General features: G+C 52.4%; 17 protein-coding genes. 5 read left to right on the top strand and 12 right to left on the bottom strand.

Going from position 1 to position 23,089, the window contains the following annotated elements; translation table 11 throughout:
- Nucleotides 1–334: 334 nt before the first annotated feature.
- The 3 genes from RIC19_RS16795 to RIC19_RS16805 all read left to right on the top strand — a co-directional run bounded on the left by RIC19_RS16795 (nucleotide 335) and on the right by RIC19_RS16805 (nucleotide 2,930).
- A complete protein-coding gene (locus RIC19_RS16795) occupies nucleotides 335–661 on the top strand; it encodes a hypothetical protein (RefSeq protein ID WP_350179505.1) in 327 nt (108 codons plus the stop codon).
- 144 nt (nucleotides 662–805) lie between these two features.
- Nucleotides 806–2,233: an L-serine ammonia-lyase gene (locus RIC19_RS16800; RefSeq protein WP_350179506.1), complete on the top strand. Its 1,428-nt coding sequence runs from the start codon at nucleotides 806–808 to the stop codon at nucleotides 2,231–2,233.
- 94 nt (nucleotides 2,234–2,327) lie between these two features.
- Nucleotides 2,328–2,930 (top strand): bifunctional nuclease family protein, encoded by a 603-nt coding sequence (locus RIC19_RS16805; RefSeq protein ID WP_350179507.1) that lies wholly within the window; start codon nucleotides 2,328–2,330, stop codon nucleotides 2,928–2,930.
- Here RIC19_RS16805 and pdeM read toward each other — a convergent pair.
- From pdeM to RIC19_RS16830, 5 genes are all read right to left on the bottom strand, one after another.
- A complete protein-coding gene (pdeM, locus tag RIC19_RS16810; protein WP_350179508.1) occupies nucleotides 2,927–3,601 on the bottom strand; it encodes a ligase-associated DNA damage response endonuclease PdeM in 675 nt (224 codons plus the stop codon). The two genes, RIC19_RS16805 and pdeM, sit on opposite strands and share 4 nt — an antisense overlap.
- 5 nt (nucleotides 3,602–3,606) lie before the next feature.
- Nucleotides 3,607–4,857, bottom strand: a complete 1,251-nt coding sequence (locus RIC19_RS16815; protein WP_350179509.1) for an alpha/beta hydrolase fold domain-containing protein — start codon at nucleotides 4,855–4,857, stop codon at nucleotides 3,607–3,609.
- Between the two features lie 93 nt (nucleotides 4,858–4,950).
- The gene (locus tag RIC19_RS16820; protein ID WP_350179510.1) at nucleotides 4,951–7,404 is read right to left on the bottom strand and encodes a ligase-associated DNA damage response DEXH box helicase; all 2,454 of its coding nucleotides are present in this window, start codon (nucleotides 7,402–7,404) and stop codon (nucleotides 4,951–4,953) included.
- Nucleotides 7,405–7,445: 41 nt separating this feature from the next.
- Nucleotides 7,446–8,936, bottom strand: a complete 1,491-nt coding sequence (locus RIC19_RS16825) for a Na+/H+ antiporter NhaC family protein (RefSeq protein WP_350179511.1) — start codon at nucleotides 8,934–8,936, stop codon at nucleotides 7,446–7,448.
- A gap of 262 nt (nucleotides 8,937–9,198) precedes the next feature.
- On the bottom strand, nucleotides 9,199–10,530 hold the full coding sequence (locus RIC19_RS16830; RefSeq protein ID WP_350179512.1) for a D-alanyl-D-alanine carboxypeptidase/D-alanyl-D-alanine-endopeptidase: 1,332 nt from the start codon (nucleotides 10,528–10,530) through the stop codon (nucleotides 9,199–9,201).
- A 261-nt stretch (nucleotides 10,531–10,791) separates the two neighbouring features.
- On the opposite strand from RIC19_RS16830, the gene RIC19_RS16835 reads away from it, so the two are divergent.
- Nucleotides 10,792–12,690 (top strand): serine hydrolase domain-containing protein, encoded by a 1,899-nt coding sequence (locus tag RIC19_RS16835; protein WP_350179513.1) that lies wholly within the window; start codon nucleotides 10,792–10,794, stop codon nucleotides 12,688–12,690.
- Between the two features lie 80 nt (nucleotides 12,691–12,770).
- Here the strand turns inward: RIC19_RS16835 and odhB are convergent, their stop codons facing one another.
- Both odhB and RIC19_RS16845 read right to left on the bottom strand, forming a co-directional pair.
- On the bottom strand, nucleotides 12,771–14,060 hold the full coding sequence (gene odhB / locus RIC19_RS16840; RefSeq protein WP_350179514.1) for a 2-oxoglutarate dehydrogenase complex dihydrolipoyllysine-residue succinyltransferase: 1,290 nt from the start codon (nucleotides 14,058–14,060) through the stop codon (nucleotides 12,771–12,773).
- A gap of 185 nt (nucleotides 14,061–14,245) precedes the next feature.
- Nucleotides 14,246–15,196 carry an SdiA-regulated domain-containing protein gene (locus tag RIC19_RS16845; RefSeq protein ID WP_350179515.1) on the bottom strand — a complete coding sequence of 317 codons (951 nt, stop codon included), beginning with the start codon at nucleotides 15,194–15,196 and terminating at the stop codon, nucleotides 14,246–14,248.
- Between the two features lie 605 nt (nucleotides 15,197–15,801).
- Here RIC19_RS16845 and RIC19_RS16850 point away from each other — a divergent pair.
- Complete coding sequence (locus tag RIC19_RS16850) at nucleotides 15,802–16,146, top strand: hypothetical protein (RefSeq protein ID WP_350179516.1); 345 nt, start codon at nucleotides 15,802–15,804, stop codon at nucleotides 16,144–16,146.
- A gap of 445 nt (nucleotides 16,147–16,591) precedes the next feature.
- Here RIC19_RS16850 and gyrB read toward each other — a convergent pair whose 3' ends face one another.
- The 5 genes from gyrB to RIC19_RS16875 all read right to left on the bottom strand — a co-directional run bounded on the left by gyrB (nucleotide 16,592) and on the right by RIC19_RS16875 (nucleotide 23,088).
- The gene (gene gyrB, locus RIC19_RS16855) at nucleotides 16,592–18,553 is read right to left on the bottom strand and encodes a DNA topoisomerase (ATP-hydrolyzing) subunit B (protein WP_350179517.1); all 1,962 of its coding nucleotides are present in this window, start codon (nucleotides 18,551–18,553) and stop codon (nucleotides 16,592–16,594) included.
- Between the two features lie 146 nt (nucleotides 18,554–18,699).
- Nucleotides 18,700–19,884 (bottom strand): hypothetical protein, encoded by a 1,185-nt coding sequence (locus RIC19_RS16860; RefSeq protein WP_350179518.1) that lies wholly within the window; start codon nucleotides 19,882–19,884, stop codon nucleotides 18,700–18,702.
- Nucleotides 19,885–19,907: 23 nt separating this feature from the next.
- A complete protein-coding gene (locus tag RIC19_RS16865; protein ID WP_350179519.1) occupies nucleotides 19,908–20,591 on the bottom strand; it encodes an ABC transporter ATP-binding protein in 684 nt (227 codons plus the stop codon).
- 24 nt (nucleotides 20,592–20,615) lie between these two features.
- Nucleotides 20,616–21,842, bottom strand: a complete 1,227-nt coding sequence (locus tag RIC19_RS16870) for an ABC transporter permease (RefSeq protein ID WP_350179520.1) — start codon at nucleotides 21,840–21,842, stop codon at nucleotides 20,616–20,618.
- 31 nt (nucleotides 21,843–21,873) lie between these two features.
- Complete coding sequence (locus tag RIC19_RS16875) at nucleotides 21,874–23,088, bottom strand: ABC transporter permease (RefSeq protein ID WP_350179521.1); 1,215 nt, start codon at nucleotides 23,086–23,088, stop codon at nucleotides 21,874–21,876.
- Nucleotide 23,089: the final 1 nt, after the last annotated feature.

A 23,089-nucleotide genomic window follows, 5' to 3' on the forward strand; every position in this document is an offset into this window, starting at 1 on the left:
GTGTTGGGATTTTACACTTCGGGCTGCTCTTGCCAAATTTTGTCCTGCTCTTCGTTGTTCTTCGGTCACGTAGCTAAGGCTATGTTCCCTCATCACGCCTTGATCAGAACAAAATTTGGCTGCGTTCGCTCCAAAAGCAAAGTCCCAACACGCTCTAAGGAATTGTTCGGCTGCAGATTTTCAGAAAGCACCGGACAACCCTTTTTCAATTGCCCTGGAACTGGCCTGGGAGAGTTTCCAAAAACGCCCGGACCAGGAACTCTTGGAATTGAAACTAACGTTAATTAAAAGATTATTGAAAGCGGGGCACAACCGGCAAAAAGTTTCCCGCGTCATGGACTTCATTAAGTTTTACCTAAGCTTTGAGCATATGGAAACAGAACTACAATTGGATCACCTCATCGATTTAGTCGAAGGCAAAAAAGAGCCATTCGGCATCCGTGAGCGTATATTAACTGAGCTGGCCCGGCAGTACAAGGAAGAGGGCCTGCAGGAAGGGCGCGAAGAAGGGCGTGAAGAGGAACGTGAAGAGCTTCAAAAAACCTTCGTCCAAAAATTACACTCGAAGGGTTACACTGTAGAGGAAATAGCCGATTTCCTGGAGATCACTCCAGAGAAAGTTAAAGCCATACTACGTAGCCTTGACCAGACTAAAGGCTAGCCTGGTCCTAAATGATCGCGTTTAGAAGAATCCCGGCACTTTTACTTTCGGATGTTCGGGAATTAACCGACTTTTGCTTCCGCAAATGAATTAAGGCTTGTTACCACAAGTAGACAAAGCAAGCTACCTAACCAAACCAAAACCATGGAAGCAATCAGCGTATTTGATATGCTTAAAATCGGGGTGGGCCCATCCAGCTCGCACACTTTGGGACCCTGGCGCGCAGCGGAGCGCTTTGCCCGTACGCTTGTCCATGAGGCACATTTGCCACAAGTCGCCAAAGTGGAATGCCACCTTTATGGCTCGCTTGCGCTGACCGGGCGTGGGCACGGTACAGATATTGCGGTTATGCTGGGCCTGAGCGGAAAGGATCCGGTCACCATTCCCCTTCCTGAGGTTAAAGCTGAGCCTGACCGCATACACGCAGAGCATTTGCTGTGCCTGGCCGGGCAGCACTCCATTGGCTTCAACCCGGATCAACACCTCATTTTCCACTATGATGAACGTCTGCCCGCCCATGCTAACGGAATGACCCTATTCGCCTTTTCTGAGGAAGGTGCCGCAATCCTGGAAGAGACCTACTACTCTGTAGGCGGAGGTTTTGTGGTAAAAGAAGGCGAAACCCTCCAAACAGATGAAGTACAGCTCCCACACCCCATTACCTCAGCCCGGCAGCTTAGCCGGTACTGCGCAAATCATGGCGTCGGCATCTGGCAAGTCGTCCTGGAAAATGAAAAAACCTGGCGCCCTGAACCCCAAATCAGGCAGGAGCTTTTAAAGATTTGGGGGGTCATGCGCAACTGCGTCTACCGGGGCTGCCACGAAGAGGGCATGCTCCCCGGAGGACTGGAAGTGACCCGGCGCGCACCGGCCCTATTTCAAAAATTGGTACTCCCCTGCGACTACAGCAACGCTGATGAATGGCTGCGGTGCATGATTCAGTGCGATTTCAAGTTTTCTAAAATCCTAAAATGGATCGGTTGCTTTGCTATGGCCGTTAACGAAGAAAATGCCAGTTTCAGCCGTATTGTGACAGCCCCTACCAACGGCGCTGCAGGAGTAATACCCGCGGTGCTGATGTACTACGCCTGCTTTTCTGAAAAAGAACAAGTCACCGACGAGGACGTCGTCCGCTTTCTGCTGGTGGCCGGGGAAATTGGCAGCTTATTCAAAAAAGGAGCAACCATTTCGGCAGCCATGGGCGGCTGCCAGGCGGAAATCGGTGTGTCTTCGGCTATGGCAGCAGCAGCACTGACCGAAGGGCTGGGCGGCACTGTTGCTCAGGCTCTTATGGCGGCAGAAATTGCGATGGAGCACCACCTCGGCCTCACCTGTGACCCCATCGGTGGATTGGTGCAAATACCCTGCATTGAACGCAATAGCATGGGAGCCATCAAGGCGATCACAGCTGCCAATATTGCGTTGGAAAGCGATCCGGAAAAAGCCAAAGTCCATCTCGACGAATGCATCAAAACGATGTGGGAAACCGCTCAGGACATGAATCATAAATACAAGGAAACCTCTCAGGGTGGCCTGGCAGTAAATATCTCCATAAAGGTGCCCGAGTGCTAGAGAATAGCCCAATTTTCGGCACAACCTGCCTCTCGTGCAACAAACGGGCTCCGTGGCTGTATAGATAGGTACTAGACTAGAAAAGCGCACATCCATGGATAAGATACCACTCCGAATACTAGGTCAGGCCAAAAGCGACTCTACTCCTGAGCACTTCATCATCATACTCGAAGACGGCAAAGAGTCACGCCGCCTGCCGATCGTCATCGGGCCCTACGAGGCCCAAGCTATCGCTATTGGTCTTGAAGGCATAAGCGTAGGCCGACCTATGACGCATGACCTGCTAAAAAACACGATCGCGGCTTTCCAGGGAGCGCTTAAAGAAGTAGTTATTGACCGTATTGAAGAGGGGGTTTTCCATGCCACGCTCCAATGTGAGGATGCTGCGCAACAGCAGTTCTCTATTGATGCCCGGTCTTCAGACGCTATAGCAATGGCTGTCCGCTTTGGCTGCCCGATCTACACATACGAGCCTGTGCTTTCCGAAGCAGCCCTCCCGGCTGATGAAACAGAAATCATCTACGAAGGGGAAGAGCCTGAGCCTGAGCCTGCTCCCATCCGCCCGGACCCCAATAAGCCCCTACATGAGTACTCCAGACAGGAGCTGGAAACCTTTCTCGACCGTGCTTTGGAGCGGGAAGATTACGAAAGCGCTGCCAAACTCCGAGATGCCATCAACAATAAATCTAAAAACTAGCAGACCTGTACCACATGCTCTTCGGCCAGGACAAACACCTCGTCTCCTGCCTTGGGTTTCACAACTGCCGTTCCGGTAAATGCGCCAAAAGCAGGCATCAGTGCCTGCACTTTCCCAAACCAAAAGCAGGGTAGGCGCATGCGTTGTCTACCCATTCCTCCCAAAACCACCCCGGGATGAATATGCCCGGCCAGATTATAACTACTTTCCGGCACTTTTTCCATCGGGTGATGAGAGAGTAGAAACCTGCCTATACGGTAGGGCTCTTCGTGCACCTGTAGGCGCGCTGCCCGGTAAGTCTCGGGCGAAAGTATATCATGGTTCCCTTCTACTAACTCAAAACTGATCGCTCCAAATTGCTGCGTCAACGACCTGAGTTCCTCCCAGTCCCTATTGTACTCGCTGTGGAATAAGTCACCCAAAAAAAGGACGCGCTCCGGCTGAAAATCCCACAGCAGGCTGATGAGCCGGTCCCAGTTTTCCTGCCCTACCGAGGCGGGTACCGCAATGCCTGCCTTCCTGAAATGCTGGACCTTACCTAAATGCAAATCAGCAATCAGAAGTATTTTTTCCTCTTCCCAATACGCGGCACGAAAAGGGTGCAGCCAAAAGTGCTGCCCCTCCTTTTCATACCGGTAAATACCTTGTATTTGGCTTAGGTTTTCCACCATTGGCTTTACTGAATCACAATCCGGTGCCGAACAGGTGCCAACTGATTCCCGGCAGCCCGCAACTCCAATATGTATACCCCAGCTGGCAAAGGTGGTAAGCTCAGGGCTTCCTCTCTGCCGCCGGAAAGGGCCTGCTGTGCCACCGGTGCCCCGCTCATACCAAATATTTGCAACTGCAACGGGCCATTATACCCCTCTACTCTAATCCGGAGTGGTTGATTTCGGGGCAAAGGGTTAGGGTATGCACGGGCTGAAAGCGCAGGGCGCAGGGCTTGCGTACCAGAAATTTCGCCACAAATCTGGTCTGCCAGAAAATCCGCTGTGGCGGTTTCTACTTCAGCCTGGTATTGGTCTGCATTATTGGTGAAGTAGCTCACGTGCCCGTTACCAGGATAAGTGATCAAACGGCTTTCCACTCCTACCGCCTGCGCTTGTTGGTCCATACTGTAGCTGCCCTCTAGGTAAACCACAACGATAGGCCCGGCAAAAACAACGCCATTCCCATACACCACTATACCGTCTCCTTCATCGTGCACACTAAGCTGTGGCGGGTCATTTGCATCTATAAAGCGAGCGTCCTTAAGGGCTCCGGAGTAATTGACCAGCCCGGCTACATCGGAGCTGTACTGATAATTGTTGCTGCTGTTCCCCTCAATGCCGCCGTTATTGGCGATGATGTTTTGCAAGTAGTTCGGAATGTCGTCCGTCTCGTCCAGGTGCGCTACATGAGCCGCCGTAATCGCACCAGCAGAAATGCCTCCGGCAAAAATCAGGTTGGTATCTACCCGAAACTGATTGGAGGTGGCAGCATCCTCACGCAAGTACCGAATTGCCGCTTTCATATCGCCAATAGCCTTGACTACCACATCATGCATCTGGTTGGAGTCTAGCGGAATGAATTGATCAAACAAGCGGTAGTCGATGGTGACGGATACATAACCTTTCCGTGCAAGGGTGCGGCATAAGTCGTCCAGGTCTTCCCTTTGACCGGCCACAAAGGCGCCGCCGAAAGCCATGACTACAGTAGGCCGGACCTGAGCCGTATCACCGGCTGGCTCGTACACATCCATGAACAGGTTTTGTGCGTTACCGCCAATCGTGGTGTTGGAGCCAAACTGTATGGCTGCTGTTATATCCACCGCATCAAAAACATCCTGCCGGTAACGCTCGCCATCGCAGCTGGAGTAATCCTGTGCACCGATAATACTTAAACCGGCTAGCGCCAGTATTCCTGTGAGTAAAAGTCTTTTCTGCATTTCGTTAATATTTAGTGGGCTAATCTTCCGCAAGGAAGATACTATTTTTCATTGGGCCATCGCCCGGAAAATCCGACGTCCACCCGGCAAATCCTAATCTTTCACCAGTTGCAGCTTCATGCGCTGTATACGGTCGGCCAGCTTTTCACTGCTGAGGCGTTCCCGCAGGCGGTCCACAATAATGGGGAACGCGAAAGGCGTGAACCGGCCCGGACGGGTCAGCACCATCTCCTGTTGCCCTATCCGGTTCAGGGCGGTGCGCAAGCGGGCTTCCTCCAGCTGAAATGCCATGACTTCCTCGTAGGCTTGCATCAGCAGCAGGTTTCCCGGCTCGTAATCATTGAATACTTCAAAAAACAGCTGTGAGCTCGATTGCAGGTGCCGCTCTTTTTTCTGTTTCCCGGGGTACCCCTTGAAGACCAGACCGGCAATACTGGCAATATCCCGGAAGCGGCGCTTAGCCATCTCCGCCGCATTGATACTCGCCTGTATATCTTCCCGCAGGTTGGTGGTGCTAAACAGCCCGGCGGCCAGGGCATCCTCTATCGGAATGGCCGTATCAGACAGCAGCTCGAAGCCGTAGTCATTCATCGCTATGGAAAAACTAATGGGCGTCAGGCGCGAAATCCTATAGGCAATCAGTGCGCCCATGCCTTCATGGACAAACCGGCCTTCGTAGGGGTACACCAATAAATGGTGCCCCTCCCGGCTTGTGAAGTACTCCATCAGTAGCTCCCCTTCCTTTGGGACCCGGGAGCGGGACGCTTGTGTCTCAATAAGTGGACTGAGGCACTCCAGCTCCACATCCGTCAGCTCGGCCCGGCTCAACTGTGCCATTTTGAAGCGCAGGGAAGCAGATAATTGAGAAGACAGCGGCAACTTGCCGCCCAGCCAGGCCGGAACTTTACCTTTCTTTTTCTTGCTCGTTTTCACCTGTACCATCATGTCCTTTATGCGTACCAGCTCCAGGCTGCGGCCCGCAAACCAAAAGTTATCGCCTGGCTTGAGCTGCGCCACAAACCACTCCTCCACCGTGCCGATAAACTTACCCCCGACGTACTTCACCTTAAGGGATGCATCACTGGTAATGGTGCCAATTTGCAAACGGTGCCGCATGGCTACCCGCCGACTGTTGACTTTGTAAAGCCCTCCCTCCACTTCCACTTTGTTGTACTCATCGTACGCCTGCAAAGCCTGCCCGCCCGAACGGATATAATCCAGGCACCAGGCCCATTCCTCATCCGTGATGCTCGCATAAGCAAAAGTGCCCCGCACTTCCGGCAGAATCTCTGCAGGCTGGAACCCCTCGGAAACCGCCAGGGTAACCAGGTACTGCACAAGTACGTCAAATGAACGAATATAAGGCAGCCGGCTTTCCAGTTCTCCCTCGGCAATGGCCCGCCGCAGAGCAGCCGCTTCGATAAGCTCTAAGGCATGAGTAGGCACAAAGTGGATTTTACTGACCGCTCCCGGCTGATGACCGCTCCGGCCTGCCCGCTGCATAAAACGCGCCACTCCCTTCGGGCTCCCTATCTGAATGATGGTTTCCACCGGCCGGAAATCCACTCCTAAATCAAGGCTTGACGTACAAACCACTGCTTTCAGGCGGGCTTCATGCAGGGCATCTTCCACCCAATCCCGCAGCTCCCGGCTGATAGACCCGTGATGCATAGCAATAATACCTGCCAGTTCAGGGGCTACATCAAGTAGCTTCTGGTACCAAATCTCGCACTGCGCCCGGGTATTGGTAAAGATGAGGGTGGTCTGGCTTTGATTGATGATGGGAATGATTTTTTCCACCAGCTTGATGCCCAGGTGCCCAGCCCAGGGGAAGTGGTCTACCTCATCGGGCAGGACAGACTCAATCTCTATCGTTTTTGGGATATCCGCCCGCACAATCCGGCAGGCTTCCGGGGGCGTATTGCCCAGCAAAGCAGCGACCGCTTCATCCATATTGCCAATCGTGGCCGAAATGCCCCATACCTTTAGCTTAGGCAGGAAGCCTTTGAAGCGGGACAGCGCCAGCTCCATCTGTACACCCCGCTTGGAGCCGATCAGCTCGTGCCATTCGTCAACAACGACCGTTTGCAGGCCTCCAAAAAAATCAGGGTACCCTTTGCTGCCCAGCAGCAGGTGCAGGCTTTCGGGCGTAGTGATCAGTACCTGCGGAGGCTTCCGCTTTTGTTTTTGCCGGTCGCTGGAGCTCGTGTCCCCACTGCGTATAGCTACTTCCCATTCCAGCCCCAAGTCCTGAGCTGCCCGGTTGATGGCCGATTGAATTTCCTTGGTCAGCGCCCGGATGGGAGTAATCCAGATCGCCTGCAGCCCCTTTTTGCCGTATCCCGGATCTACCGATTGAGCCCGCAGGCATTCCAGTAAAATCGGGATCGCCAGCGAATAGGTCTTACCACTACCGGTAGGTGCATTCACCAGTCCACTGTAGCCTTCAAGACAGGCACGCCAAGCTTCCAACTGAAAAGGAAACGCTTTCCAGCCTTGCTGTTCGAACCAATCCTGACCAGTCTTAATCCAAGGGTCAACAGGCATAGTAATGGGGCTAACAGCGCATAAGCCAGATGGTTTTCGCACTATCCCACCAAACCGATAATGAGATAGAACAGGGCGGCAATACCGCCAGCCGTAAGCGCATATGGCAACTGAGTGCGCACGTGGTCAATGTGGTCCGTAGCGGAAGCCATGCTCGACAGGATCGTGGTATCAGAAATGGGCGAACAGTGATCACCGAATACACCGCCGCCCAATGCAGCAGCAATCGTCATGTACACATCCGCCCCCATGCCCTTAGCCATAGGTACGGCTATGGAAATCATGATGGCGAAAGTGCCCCAGGAGGTCCCGGTGGAGAAAGCAATAAAACAACTCACCAGAAATACAATCAAGGGTACAAAACTAGGCGACAGCCAGGCTTTTGCCACATCAGCAACGTACTGCCCGGTCCCCAGTTCTTTACATACCGCGCCAATAGCAAAGGCAAACATCATCAACAGCGCCAGCGGCATCATGCCAGAGATACCTTTCAGCGTGAGGTCGATCATCTCTTTCCACTTCATGATGCCCTGCACACGGTAGAGCACCATCGCACTCAGCGTGGAGGTAATCACCGCGATCAGTACCGAGGTAGAACCGGAGCCCTGCCCAATCGCGTAAGTGAATTTCTTAAAGAAGGAGGCTTCCGGCATCCGCTCCATCGCGCCTTCCCAACCCGTTACGGAAAGCATGACCGGCATCATGAAGACCATAATGAGGATAGGCAGGATCATATTATGGGCTCGTGGCTCAACGCCCGGCATGGTTTCCACATCAGTGAGTTCATCAGAAATCATGGGCTGGGCACCGTCATTAAGCAGCTTGCCTTCCTCCCGTGCCCGCCGTTCTGCAGCCCGCATCGGCCCGTAATCCTTACCTGTAAATACAACAAACAACACCAGCAGCAGCGCCAGGAAAGGATAAAAATTGTACCCGACGGCCCGGATCATCGTCGCAAACGGATCGGTAAAACCTTCGGCTACAAGTAGAGACATAATGAATGCTCCCCAGCCATTGAATGGAATGATAATGCTCGAAGGGGCGGAACTGCTGTCGGCTATATAGGCGAGCTTTTCCCGGGAAATGCCCAGCTTGTCAAAAACCGGCCGGTATAAAGCGCCGACCGTCAAAACGGAAATACTGGATTCCACAAAAATCAAAAGACCGGTCAGCCAGGCCAGGAATTGTACGATAATCCGGTTGCTGCCACGTTGCTTTTGCTCGTAGTGGTGCAACAGCCGGTTGACATGCCTGATGAAGCCTTCTACCCCACCCGAGCGCTGAATGAAAATGATCAGCGCCCCAACCAGGGCACAGAACATAATGGTCCGGGTATTGCCTGGCTCTCTGAATACATCCACCAGCGCCTCTACGGTATCGAAGCTGCCCTGAATCGGGTTGAACCCATCGATGATCATCCAGCCCAGCCAAATACCAAAAAGCAGGGAAACGTACACCTGTTTGGTACGTATAGCCAAAACGATCGCAATTACCGGGGGCAGAAGAGAAAGAAAACCGTAGTCGCTGGTCATTTTTCGTGGAAATATACGCCCGTTGCCCGGGTTTAACAAATAGAGTTTATGAACGAAAATTTTGTACGCCCCTGAATCATCTTTTCCGCCAGCTCTGCATCACGTCCTCACCTTAGAGGTTGTTGAGATTTCACCCTTTGGGCTGCTCTTGCCAAATTTCGTCCTGCTCTTCGTTGCTCTTCCGCTATTTGGCGGGACAGGTTTTGATCTGACAAAAACCTTGATTCATGGCCTATACAAAACCTACATTAATAAACTCTAATCAGAATTGGTCGCGGATGTACTCCAGTACCTGCTGCATTTCCTTTTTGACCGGTGCAGTGCCCTGCACGTAGTTGTTGTTCATAAAGCTAAAAATGAGCTCCCTCCCGGTATTCGTAATCAGGTAGCCACTCAGGCAGTGTTTGTTGCTCAGCGTACCGGTTTTGGCAAAGAGGTAGGGCTTGCCTTTTGCCCCGGCGTACAAATCTTCGATAGTGCCCGATACACCGCCTGTGGCAAAAACGCTGTGCCGCCATTCGGCCGGCTTTTCCTGCCGTATAAGGTCCAATACCCCTACCATCGTGCGGGGCGTGAAAAGATTATACCGGGACAAGCCGGAACCATCGCGCCACAGCAGACGATCCGGCAGGGCACGGTACAGGCTATCCTGTGCATATCGAATGGCATCGGCGGTACTTTGGCTGCCAAACAATTTCTCAGAGCAAGCCAGCAGCAACTGCTCCGCGATAAAGTTGTCGCTATCCTGCATCAGCTTGCGGTAAAGGGTGTCAGGTAGAACCCGGTGGTGCGTTTTCACGGGCATAGGGGGCAGATGTGTCAGGTCCAGCTCCCCTACCGGCTTATTGAGCGTGTCCGTCAGGAGCTGTGTGATCAGCTGAGGCGTGACATTGAAGGGGCGGAACTGCTCAAAGGGGAACCCCGAAAGGGCAGGGTCGTTAAACTCAAACGTATTACCGGACTCTGCTCTCAGAATACTCGGCCAGTTGCCACCTATGTTTGGATTGTATGCCAGCTGCCGCTCAAAGTAGCCCGGATAAGCCTGAATACCTTCACCTGTTTCAGTCCGGTAGAAGTAGACCTGATTGCCATATAACGGAAAGGAAGACTTCTCTGGCTGGAACCCATAGCTGTAATCGTCCCAGGCCCAGCCCGGCCCAAAACGCTCATCTTTATAATTGTGCGCACTAAAAAACAATTGGCAGGAGGTATCCTGCAGAAGTGAAAAACCTGTAGCATCTGCCGGTAAATCAGGGTGGAGGAACATAGGGTCAGCGGTACCCCATATGATCATGGAATCTCCGGTAGTGGCGTAGCGGAAAGCGGGTATAGAATCCCCTAACACTTTGAGCGCAGTGTAAAGCGTCAGTATTTTCGTATTGGAAGCCGGCGTGAAGTACTTACCGGCGTCCTTTTCCATCAGGAACCGCTCTTGCTCCGGGTCGTAGAGGGAAAATCCTGTAAAGATTTCACTAAAAACTTCAGATTCATGCAGCATGCGGTAGAGGATCTCCAGCTGCTTGTCTTCTTGCCTGGTCTGAGCGTTGAGCAAGGTGGCACAAAAAAGGAATAATAAGGGCAGGTATTGCTTCATGGGAATTGGAGTTCAGATGTGTACTTTTGTTGCAGTAAGAGCGTGTTGGGACTTTAGTAATCGGTCTGTCCCTGTGCACCGGGACACTTTTTTGCTTATACTTCGTCCCGAAAATCCTTCCCGCAAACTGCGGGACAGGCTATTCAGCTAAGGCTAAACTCGGGTTTTCGTGCCTCGTCTAACCAAAAAAGGGTTAGTTTTCGACTAGAAGACAAAAGTCCCAACACGCTCTAAAATTAATAGTACAAAATATAAACTTAAATGCAACGGGTACTTCTACTTGCTTTTCTTTTTTCAGCATTCCCGCTGTTCCTGACCGGGCAGCCCTCCGAAGATTTAATAGCCAGCCTCTCTTTCAAGCGGTCGGAACGGGCCACTACGGTCCTCATGAACAAAGAAGGGTTGCTGCCGCTCCAACGGCTCGACACCCTGCGTATCGCCCACCTGAGTTTCGGGAAGCTACAGACGGGGCCTTTCCTGAAAACCCTCAATAACTATGCTCCGGTTACGCCGGTTGAAGTACCATTCGACATCACGGAAGAGTGGCTGGCCGAGCAACGCAACCGTTTCAACCTGTTCATTATTGAGCTGGAAGATATCGCTATTGCCGGGCAGGTGCCGGCCGTGTACAACTACAAAGACTTCATACAACCCATCATTGACCAGTTGCCGTCAATCGTATTTATCAACGGAGATGGGAGCATCTTACAGGTGATGCCTTTCCTGCGCAATGCACAGGGCATGCTCATCACGCCTTCTCACGAAGATATGGGCACGGTGGTGGCTGCGCAAATTGTCATGGGAGCCGTTGCCGCCCAAGGCAAACTCCGGGGCGGGCTGCGGGGTACGAACCTGCGCACCGGTGACGGCTACACCTACCCCGGTGGAGAACACCTGCGCTATACGCCCTACGATTATGCCGAAATCGATCAGGCTATACTGGAAGACAGCATCGCTGCCATCGTTGAGGAAGGCATTGCCAAAGGTGCTTACCCCGGGGCACAGGTGCTCGTCGCCCGGCATGGCAATGTGGTTTACCACAAAGCCTTTGGGCACCATACTTTTGACCGTACTCAGGCTGTCAAGACAGACGACCTGTACGACCTCGCTTCTGTCACGAAAATCAGTTCTGCCCTGCCGGCCCTGATGAAGCTGCACGGAGCAGGCCAATTCAACCTGGATGCGCCACTAAAAACCTACATGCCCGAATTCAAAGGCTCCAATAAAGGCGATCTGACATTCCGGTCTATGCTGGCGCACCACGCCCGCCTACGCCCCTGGATCCCGTACTGGCAAGGCACGCTGAGAGGGCACAGCCGCTACCCCTGGCAAAAAAAATGGGATAAAGAGCGTATCAACGACGGCCGTTTCCGGTGGTTCACCTTCAAAGCGGACTCGTCGAAGCGCTTTCCGATCTATGTGACCGACAACCTCTGGCTGCACCGCAAGTACAAAAAGCGCATCTACAAAGCCATCAAAAAGTCGCCCCTGAACGAGGAGCCTGGCTACGTGTACTCGGGGCTGCTGTTCTACCTGCTACCCGAGATTGTAGCCGACCTGACCGGCACTGCCTATACCGAATACCTCGACCAAAACTTCTACCACCGCCTGGGCGCCTTTACCCTTGGCTACCGCCCGTTGGAGGCGTTTACGAAATCCCGCATTGTGCCTACCGAACGGGATACGTTCTTTCGTATGCAACAGCTGCATGGTTACGTACATGACGAAGGGGCTGCTATGATGGGCGGCATTTCTGCCAACGCCGGTTTGTTTGCTAATGCCAATGACCTCGCCAAGCTTATGCACCTCTATATGAATAATGGCCGTGCTGCCGGAGAGCAACTGATCGACTCAGCATCCGTAGCAGAGTTTACCCGCTACCAGTACAGTGAAGAGGGCAACCGGCGGGGCCTGGGCTTTGACAAACCCATGCTGGAGTACGACTCCACCAGAAGCTACGTGGCCAAGTCAGCCAGTCCTTCCAGCTTTGGCCACAGCGGCTACACCGGCACTTTTACCTGGGCAGACCCGGAAAGCGGCCTGCTGCTCGTCTTCCTGTCCAACCGCGTCTACCCTACCCGGGAGAACCGGAAGCTCTACGAACTCAACATACGCCCCCGATTGCACGAGGTACTGTATCAGGCCATCAAGGAAGACTGATAATTTGTCTAACCCGATACACAAAAGCCCCCGCCAGCAAACGCTGACGGGGGCTTTTTGTAATCAGGGTGGACAAGCGGCTACAGGTCCAGCAGCATACTCACCGGATCTTCGATGTATTCCTTCACCTTCACGAGGAAGGTAACGGATGTACTGCCATCCACCACGCGGTGGTCATAAGACAGGGCCAGGTACATCATCGGGCGGATTTTTACTTCCCCATCAATCGCCATTGGGCGGTTTTTGATGCCGTGCATGCCCAGGATGGCCGACTGTGGCTCATTCAGGATAGGCGTGCTCAACAGGGAACCGAAGATACCACCGTTAGTGATGGTAAAGGTACCCCCTGACATTTCCTCCAGCGTAAGGTTGCCGTTGCGGGCTTTAGTAGCGAGCTCTTTGATTTTGTATTCGATCTCTGCAAAGGACAGGGACTCCGCATTGTGTACCGGAGGCACGACCAGCCCATTGGGTGTGGAAACCGCAATGGAAATATCCGCATAATCGTGGTGGACCAGGTTATCACCATCAAGCTTAGCGTTCACATCCGGCATCTCCATGAGTGCCTTGGCGCAGGCCTTGGCGAAAAGCGACATAAAGCCCAGCTTAATGCCGTATTTCTCCACGAAGCGGTCCTGATAGGTTTTGCGCAACTTCATGACTTCAGTGAGGTCGACCTCATTAAAGGTGGTCAGCATGGCCGTTTCGTTCTTAGCGCTTACGAGGCGCTTGGCGATGGTTCGGCGCATGCGGCTCATCTTCCTGGAAGAGGTTTCGCGGCTAAAGTCTTTAGCGGAGGAGAAGACGACTTGCTTGGGTGCGTCCTCTTTTTTGGGTGTTTCTTTTGCAGGGGCCGGGCTTGGTGCAGGGGCCTGCTTTTTAGCTTCGACCGCTTTTTGCGCATCCTCTTTGGTAATGCGGCCATCTTTGCCTGTACCCTTGACCGCTTTAGGGTCAATATTATTTTCCTTCAAAATTTTAGCGGCGGCAGGAGAAGGGTGTCCGGCGGCATAGCTGTCTTCATTTTCGGAAGCTTCTGCAGGCGCTGAGGTAGCAGTCTCTGGTTTTGGCGCCTCTTCTTTGGCAGGGGCATCCGCCTTTGGTGCATCACCACCGCCACTTTCTTTGCTGACGCTCGTATCAATTTTGGCGACCAGCGCACCGATTTCCAGGTCATCGTCTTCTGCCGCTACGTGGATCAGCTTGCCAGAGGCTTCTGCCGGGAATTCGAGCGTGGCTTTATCGGATTCGAATTCACAAATAGGTTGGTCAAGTTCGACATAGTCGCCGTCCGCAATCAGCCATTGAGAAAGGGTCACCTCTGTGACGGATTCTCCGATGGTGGGGACTTTCATTTCTACTACGCTCATAAGGGCCGTGGGTATATTGGGTTATGAAAGAGTTTCTGCCTTCGTGCTGCCAAAAGCACCACAATAATCAGGTTTATACAGCACTTAAACAAGCTCAACGCACCTTTTCTGGCCTTGACTTATATAGTTTGCTATATATCTCGGAATAACACCCCTAAAGTGGAAGAGGTTCTTGCACCACCGCCTTAATCCCGGGGTTTATAGTTAAACCGGTATAACTTTGGGGTTCCGCCTTTGCCTTCGTTGGAGAGGTATAGAGCACCGTTGGAGGCAAAACACAGACCTTCCGGCTGCGGGTGTACTTTTTTGCTGAGCTTTTCGATGTGCAAGATGCGCCCGGTGGTATCCAGGACTAACAGCATCTTGCCTACCGAAGAGGTAATGTACAAATGCCCGGTAAGCGGATGTATAGCAATGGCCGAAGGGCTGAACCCAAACGCCTCCTCCGGGTCAAAAAACTCCACCAGCTTTTCCAGTTTCCGGATGGCAGGCTCCTGCTCCAGGTAGTGGCGCACGGAGTCAGCATCAACAAAATAAACCGGCTGCTCTACCATGACTTTAGTACTTAGGTCAAAAGCGTAAATCCCTTTTTTATGTGGGTATTCCACTTCGTGCCCGGCTTGTGCTTTACAGGCCAGCAACAGGCGATTGTTGGCTTTATCGTAAGCCAAGCCTTCAACATCATTATCATCATTAAGGAAGAAATTGTATTTCTCTACCTGCTGTTCTGCGTGCGCCGGATTGATAACTTCGTAAATCGTGCCGGTACTTTTAACGACATAGACCGTATTGCCAACCCACTCCACGCCTTCGTAGTCGCCATCTTTCCAAAACTTGGCCTCTCTTACCACTTCGCCGTTGTAGGGGTTGATAAAAAAGAGCACGCCGTCTTCATCCTGTACAGCTACCATCTCCTTTCCGTCTTCTGAAATACCGAGCCCGGAAATTTCCTCCAGTTCATGGGGCAGATTGAATGCCTGGTCCGGGTCGTCAAGGCGGTAGTTGAAGGAAAAGTTTGGGTCGAGTGTCAGCCCCGTTGCCTGATCGGCGGCTCTGTCATTAGCAGGCTGGCAATAAACAAGCGTCAGGACGAATCCCCAAAGCATAGCTACCATATAATTATTTTTAATTTCCATAGGTGGATTTCTTCACATAAAGCAGGTATTTCTTACCAGACCTGAAGCGTCGGGTCAGTGCAGTGGGAAAAATGAGCTATTTTCAACCACACGTCCCGGTAATTACCGGGATTTCAGGAGCTTAGCCTGAGCTAATTGAATAAAAAAGGCATAGCGTGGGAAGAAAAGCGCTGTTTTACCCCTGTAATAATCCCCGACGCATCAAGTCTATTTTATGAAGAGATGCTGCTCCGAAGTTTGATGATGCGGATTTTTCGCCGGAAAGCCAAAAATCAAAAGAGTAACATAGCAATTTTTTCTTAAAAAAAAGTACATCGCAGCCCTTGTGCTTGCCGCCCGGGTTGCATTTTTAGATTAGAGCATGTTTGGAGGAGCGCTTCTGCTGATAACCAAAGTGTTGTGAATACCGCAAGGATGCGGGACGTCATGGAAAAATACTTATGTGACCCCGCATTCTGCGGGGCAGGCTCCGCCAAACGTGCATTTTTCCATTTAGCCATAACCACAACCCTTTGAATATCAACTATCGTTTGCTCTAAGTGATGAAAAATCTGCCACCTCGTTGTTTTTAGGTGTATCTTTAAGAATCCCAAAGTTGTACAATAATGCAAAAGTTGATATTTACCCTGGCCCTGATCCTAAGTACCTGCTACACGGCAGATGCCCAAAAAATAGAGGACCAGGTGATCAAAGAACGTATAGCCCAATATAAAAAGGACCCGCGTGGCCCCTACAAGGATATCCGCTGGTTTTGTAATGACGGCACATTTGCCTTACCCAAAGAACGGTGTGCAGAGCCCGGGGCTGTTCAGCGGGCCCGTTACAAAGACGAGGTAGTTGCCCTCGCCAGGTCTAATCATATTTTCTTAGGCCAGATCTTGTCTACCACGCCCAGAGAAGACTTTTGGGAGGGCGCAGTTGTAATTAGAGATGGTTTGGAGTGCTGCTAACTATTTTGGCAGTCATGGCCATGGCGGGCGGTTCGATATCCTCCACTTTTTTGAGGCCCGCCAGATAGTAGGTAATGACTTTGACATTGACCGGGAATGGTGGCAGGCACGTCTATCTTTATTTTACCGCCGGGAATGGCTGCCCAACTCCAGATCGAGGTTTAGAGCGTGTTGGGAAGTCAGAGCTTGCCCCGCATTTCTGCGGGGTTCATAAAGCGTTGATTCGCAATAGTAACGAGCTCCAAACATGCTCTGAGACTATACATCAACCAAACCGCCCGCTCCACGGATTAACACCTTGGAACGGGCGGTTATTATTGATCATTTGTTGTACCTATCTGATAGGTCCACATCCGAATACCTTCGCATTCGCTTCGATGAAGGTGCGCACCGTGCGCCGGAATCTCAAAGACCCCAACACCACGTTTTCAACCTTGGACTCCGCTTACACGTCAACGTTCGCATACTTCGCATTCGCTTCGATGAAGGCGCGGCGCGGCGGCACCTCATCCCCCATCAGCATAGAGAAGATGTCGTTGGCGACCTGTGCATCGTCAATAGAGACTTGCTGCAGGATGCGGGTGTCCGGGTCCATCGTGGTTTCCCAGAGCTGCTCGGCGTTCATCTCACCAAGACCCTTATAGCGCTGAACTTTTACGCCACTGTCATTCTCTCCTTTTCCATATGTCGCAACGGCTTCCTTGCGCTCGTCCTCTGTCCAGCAATAACGGAATTGCTTGCCTTTCTTGACCAGGTAGAGCGGTGGTGTGGCAATGTAAATATTGCCATTTTCCACCAGTGGCCGCATGTAGCGGAAGAAGAAGGTCAGGATCAACGTCACAATGTGGCTGCCATCCACATCGGCATCACACATGATGACGATCTTGTGATAGCGCAGCTTTTCCATATTCAGTTTACGCTCGCCATCTTCGGCTTCCTCAATGGATACGCCGAGAGCCGTAAACATATTTTTGATCTCCTCGTTTTCATAAATCTTATGCTCCATTGCCTTTTCCACATTAAGGATTTTACCCCTTAGCGGAAGGATGGCCTGGAAACGGCGGTCACGGCCCTGCTTAGCCGTTCCACCTGCCGAGTCGCCCTCCACCAGGAAGAGCTCAGACTCATCCGGGCTCCGGGAAGCACAGTCGGCCAGTTTGCCGGGTAGCCCGGTGCCTGTCAGTACATTTTTTCGCTGCACCAGCTCCCGTGCCTTGCGGGCAGCGTGGCGGGCCGTAGCAGCAAGGATTACCTTATCAACAATTTTTCTGGCGGCCTGTGGGTGCTCTTCCAAATAATGGCCGAGTACCTCACCTACGCAGCGGGACACAATGCCCGTCACTTCCGAATTGCCCAGCTCGCCTTTGGTCTGCCCTTTGAATTGCGGCTCCGGGACTTTAACAGACACCACAGCAGTCAGCCCTTCCCGAAAGTCTTCCCCGGAAATGTTGAACTTCAGCTTTTTGAACATGCCGTTATCCTCCCCGTATTGCTTGAACAGCCGGTTGACAGCGCGGCGGAAGCCATTGACGTGCGTACCGCCTTCACGGGTATTGATATTATTGACGTAAGAGTAAATGGTCTCTGTAAAAGAAGTATTGTAGTGCAAGGCCACTTCTACCTCCACATTCTCCTCTTTACCGATCACATGGATAGGCGCGTCAATCAGTGCCGTACGGGATTTATCCAGGTTTTTGACAAACTCCTTGAGCCCGCCTTCTGAATAGAAGGTTTCGGTTGGATGCGCCCCTTTTTCGTCTGTCACCCGCTCATCCTTCAGGGTCAGGGTCAGGCCACTGTTGAGATAGGAAAGCTCCCGCAAACGATTGGCAAGCGTAACGTAGCTGTACTCCAGCATGTGGAATATCTCAGAGTCCGGCTTAAACGTGATAAATGTTCCTGTACTGTCGGTCGTGCCAATTTCACTGACATCACCCTGAGGCTTTCCTTTCTTATAATGCTGTTCATACACTTTGCCATCACGGTGCACTTCCGCGCGCAGGTCCATAGACAAGGCATTCACACAAGATACCCCCACACCGTGCAAACCACCGGAGACCTTGTAGGTATCTTTGTCAAATTTACCACCAGCGTGCAGGACGGTCATAACCACTTCCAAAGCTGATTTTTGCAACTTGGTGTGCATATCAACCGGGATGCCCCGGCCATCATCCTTTACAGTGATGGAGTTATCGGTATGAATAATGGTTTCAATAAGATTGCAGTAACCGGCGAGGTGTTCGTCAATAGAGTTGTCAATCACCTCCCAAACCAGGTGGTGGAGCCCTTTGGTGTCTGTACTTCCGATGTACATACCCGGGCGTTTACGCACCGCCTCTAATCCTTCCAGTGCCGTAATATTCGAGGCACCGTAGTCCCCTTTTTGGGGCTTTTTTTGTTCACTCATATTTTCTGTGCTCATCTTGCAAAAATACGCAAATTCTGCCGCTTTTTCTAATGCAGAAACGCCTTACAGTTCGTTTTTAAGCCCACTTAACGGTTTCTTATGAGATTAATGCAGCGCGGCCCCGAAAAGTGCGGCCCTGGCAAGCCTCAGAAACTCCATTTCAAACGTAAAAACACGGCCTGAAGTGGGCTGCGGTACCCTTCCGCTTCCTGATCAAAGGAGATCTGCCCGATCAGGTCTAAATCCCAGTTGGCACGTATGGAATAGGTCAGGTTCGGGTTAAAGAAAAGCGCATGCACGTCCACCGGGCTGTAGATGGCTGCCAACCCGGCATTGAACAGAGGGGTAACCGGGTACGAGCTTTGTACAAACAGCGCATGCCGGTAGGGGTACAAATTGCGGGCAGAAAGCTCGAAGCTAAATAAGCCTGTGATGCTATTGCGAATGCCCCCCTCGCTGTTGTACAGGTAGCCCAGACTGGCGTACAGGGAGTTGGAAAAGGAATAGTCCAGCCCCAGGGTGGCTGCAAAGGCAGCGTCATCGCCCTGTTCCTCCACCGGAAGGAAATAGGTAAGCTCCCCCTTTAGGCCCACACCGCCCAAATTGCCCGCCCAGCCACCGCCCAGCGCCAGATCGCCCCGGGTGTAACCGGCCAGCACCTGAAAGTCATAGGACCATTGATTGAAGCGCCAAAGGCCGGCAATCGTGGCTTCATTAAAGTCATCAAACATACCTACAGCGATCTCTACACTTGAAGCAAAACCCGTGTAGTACTTCACCCGCAGGGCATCACTGCCGGGGCGTTCTTCGTAGTCAAAATCCGTAAAAGCAAATGCGTTGAAGATATCGTTGGGGTTCCAGACCGTACTGATGCCCCAGTTGATGCGCTGCCGCCCCAGGCGGATTTCCAGCTTGTCGTTGACGTACTCCGCGTACAGGCGGTCGAGCATCGTATGCATGACCCAGGCATCCTCGTTCAATATTACCTGGGAGAGGTCAAAATAGTCGTTGTTGGCATCATCTACCAGATTGCCGTAGCCAGGTGTGGCTTGCACGAAGCTGCCGTAAAAGACCCGGGTGCGCAGGTCAGCCCGTACCGTCCAGTTCTTATCCAGGTACCAGCGGAAGTTGAGGCGGCTGTGGATAAGGTTGTCTTGAAAGAAGGTATCGACCAATTGCCCCTGCGACAAATCCGGATAGGCATCGTTGAAAAAGAGCAGGGTCTGCATGTTTTTCACATAGCCGTTGACGGTCCAGTTGCGCGGTTCTTCCTGCGCCTGCAAGTGAGCCAGGCTTAGCCCCAGCATTATCAGTAGCAGTAGGCGTTTCATGGTATATGCAGTTTAGGGTTGGGTTACCGGTGGTGGTCCTCGTCAATTTTTCCGTCTACCAGCGTTACCACCCGCCTTGCCCGGTCTATCACCCGTTGATCGTGAGTAGAGAAAACAAAGGTGACCCCTTCTTCCTGATTGAGGCGGGCCATGATGTCGAGCAAATTGGCGGTAGACGCAGAGTCGAGGTTGGCTGTGGGCTCGTCGGCAAGAATAAAGGTGGGCTTAGGCGCAAGCGCGCGCGCTACCGCGACGCGTTGCTGCTGCCCCCCGGAAAGTTCCGCCGGCCGCTTGTCCACTTTGTCTTCCAGTCCTACCGCTTTCAGCAGCTCGTCAGCCCGGGCGTGGCGCTCCGCCCTGGAGCGTTTTTGCAACAGCATCACAAATTCTACATTCTCCCGGGCGGTAAGCACCGGTATAAGGTTGTAGGCCTGGAACACAAAGCCAATGTGCTCCTTCCGGAAATCAATCAGGGTATTGTCTGACATCTGAGAGATATCCTCTCCCCCGACTTCCACGTAACCGGCAGTGGGGCGGTCCAGCCCGCCGATGATGTTCAGCAGGGTGGTCTTGCCGGAACCCGAAGGCCCGACAATTGCTGTAAACTCGCCGGCTTCAATTTCAAGGTCGACGCCCTTGAGCGCTTTGACCGGTATTTTATCAGGGTTGTAGACTTTTTCAACGCCTTTGGTGGTGATGACAGCCATGTTATTGTTGTTTTTCTGGTTGTTTTAAAAGCTGTGTAGGGCATCTACCGGCTTTAGGCGGATGGCTTTGAGGGCCGGATAAATGGCCGCCAGTATGGCCGTGAGGAATACACCAATTGCCATTTGGACATACACCCCGGGCTCCACATCGAAATAGATGACCTGAGACAAGCCATAGCTCGCCATGCCTTCGCTGTAAGCGGACATATTAATGCCGTTTTCCCGCACGTAGTTGATCGTCAGGTAGCCGAGCAGTAGCCCGATAGGCGTAGCCACTACCCCGAGGATAACTGTTTCAAGAACGATCATGGAGAACACCCGCAATTTGTTCATACCGATAGCCATGAGCATGCCGAGCTCTTTGATACGCTCCAGCACCGCCATTAGCATGGTATTGATGATGCCGAAGACCAGCGCCAGCAAGATAACCACCAGGTAAATTATAGATACATTCTGAATCTGTGATTCGTAAAGCTCCAGGTCAGGCGAAACTTCCCGGTACGTTTTGACTTCCTGCCCGGGCAGGGCACCCTGCAGCAGAGCGGCTACAGTATCCACTTCATTGACGTCATGCAGCAAAAGAGCCACTTCATATACCAACTCAGCCTGCACGGTAGTAGTATCCGTTTGGGGCACGATGAGGCGGTTGAGGTCTTCCCGTTCCACAAAAACGGTACCGCCGTCAAAGGGGGTATTGCCCGTATCAAAAATACCCACCACACGGAAGGCCGCAGCCGTAATTTCACGATCAAGCCCCTGAAAAGTCAGCACCAGTTTGGAGCGCAGTTTCAGGTTGAGCTTTTTGGCCAGCTCCTGGCCGATCAGTACACCATTGCCCCGCATCTCCGGGAAAAACTCCCCGTCTACCAGTTTCTCCCTGATGGCACTGACTGCTGCCTCCTGCTCAGGTTCTACGCCTTTGACCATCACGCCCCGCGCCCCCTGACTGGAGGAAGCCATGCCACTAACCACCGTACGCATGCTGTAAGCTTGCAGCTGTGGTAAAACCTGCAGGTGGCCTTCCAGTGCGGAGGCCAGCGGCAGCTGGTACTTCAGGTCATACTCTTCCGTAAACCCCGGAGCGTGGATTTGCAAATGCCCTACACTGTTTTCGATAGCGCTGTTGACGTAGCTCTTCATCATACCGGTGGCAAAGCCGGTGAGCGAAAGCGCCGCCCAAATGCCCAGCGCAATTGCGGAAATCACCACCCAGCTCCTCGTGGGACTGCGCCAAACGTTCCGCCATGCCATTATTGGTATCATAAGGTTTGTCTTTTTTGGGTTAGCCCCGCATCGCCTGTACTGGCTGAAGCTTGCGGATTTTGAAAATCGGGTACAACGCCAGCACAGCCGTCAAGATGAACACATACAGCGCCTGCGTCAGGAAAATCTGCATATCGAAGGTGGCCGGGAAAATAGGCTCGAAGCCAAATTTCTCCAGCGAGCTGGCCATTTCGCCCCCAAACCGGATGGGGTTGACTTTAAAGTAATACACAATCGGCATACTGAGCAGGATGCCTGCCAAAGCACCGAGCAAGCCAAGTAGTATCACTTCAATCCAGACCGACAGCGCCAACTGCCAGCGTTGCAGCCCAATAGAGATCAGCACGCCAAATTCGTATTCCCGTTCCTTGCTCATCATCAATATGGTACCGAAAATACCAAAGGCAATGATCATGTACAGAATAAAGTAGACGATGACATTCCCAGCAGTATCCAGCTCCCGGGCCTGCACCAGGTCGGGCAGCAGTTCTTCCCAGTCCATGACTTCGTACACGCTCGTATCCAGTTGCGTACGCAAGGTGTGCACCACCGGTACGATAGCATCCTGGTTATTCAGCTTCAAGGCCAGGGAGGTCGCCATGCCCGGAGCGCCGTAGAAGTACTGCGCAGCGGGCAAAGGCAGGTAGACCATTTGTTTGTTGAGGTCAGGAGAGCCGAATTTGGCAATGCCTTTGATCGGATATTTCCCGGCCGCATTTACGCCGTGGTACCCCTGACTGATAAGGACCAGCGTATCGCCTAGCTTAAGCCTGAGTTTTTCGGCTACGCCACTCGCCACCAGCACCGCCTCATCATCTTCCGAGAGGTATTGCCCTTCCACAAGACGGCTTCGGAGATCGGTCATCTCATTTTCCACCTCCGGCTGAATACCGGCTACTAAGACACCCGATGTCGTTTCCCCGGCGGCGGCCAAAGCAAAGGATTCCAGGCGGGGCAGTACAGCTTCCACCCCTTCTACCATACTGATTTTATCCAGTGAGTCTACCAGTAGAAAGGCTTTGTCGATGGACTGTTCCTCCCAGTAGCCGTTTTGGTGCACTTGCACGTAGCCAAAGTAATAATTGACCACATTACTAATCATATTGTCCCAGGCGCCCCGCTGCAGGGAGTCCATAAAGGAAGCGAACAGCACCGCAAAGAGAATAGAAGCAGCGGTGATGAAGGTGCGCCTGCGGCTGCGCCAGATATTTCGCCAGGCTAATGTAAATAGCATA

The organism is Phaeodactylibacter sp., from assembly GCF_040219495.1.
Classification (GTDB): Bacteria; Bacteroidota; Bacteroidia; order Chitinophagales; family Saprospiraceae; genus Phaeodactylibacter.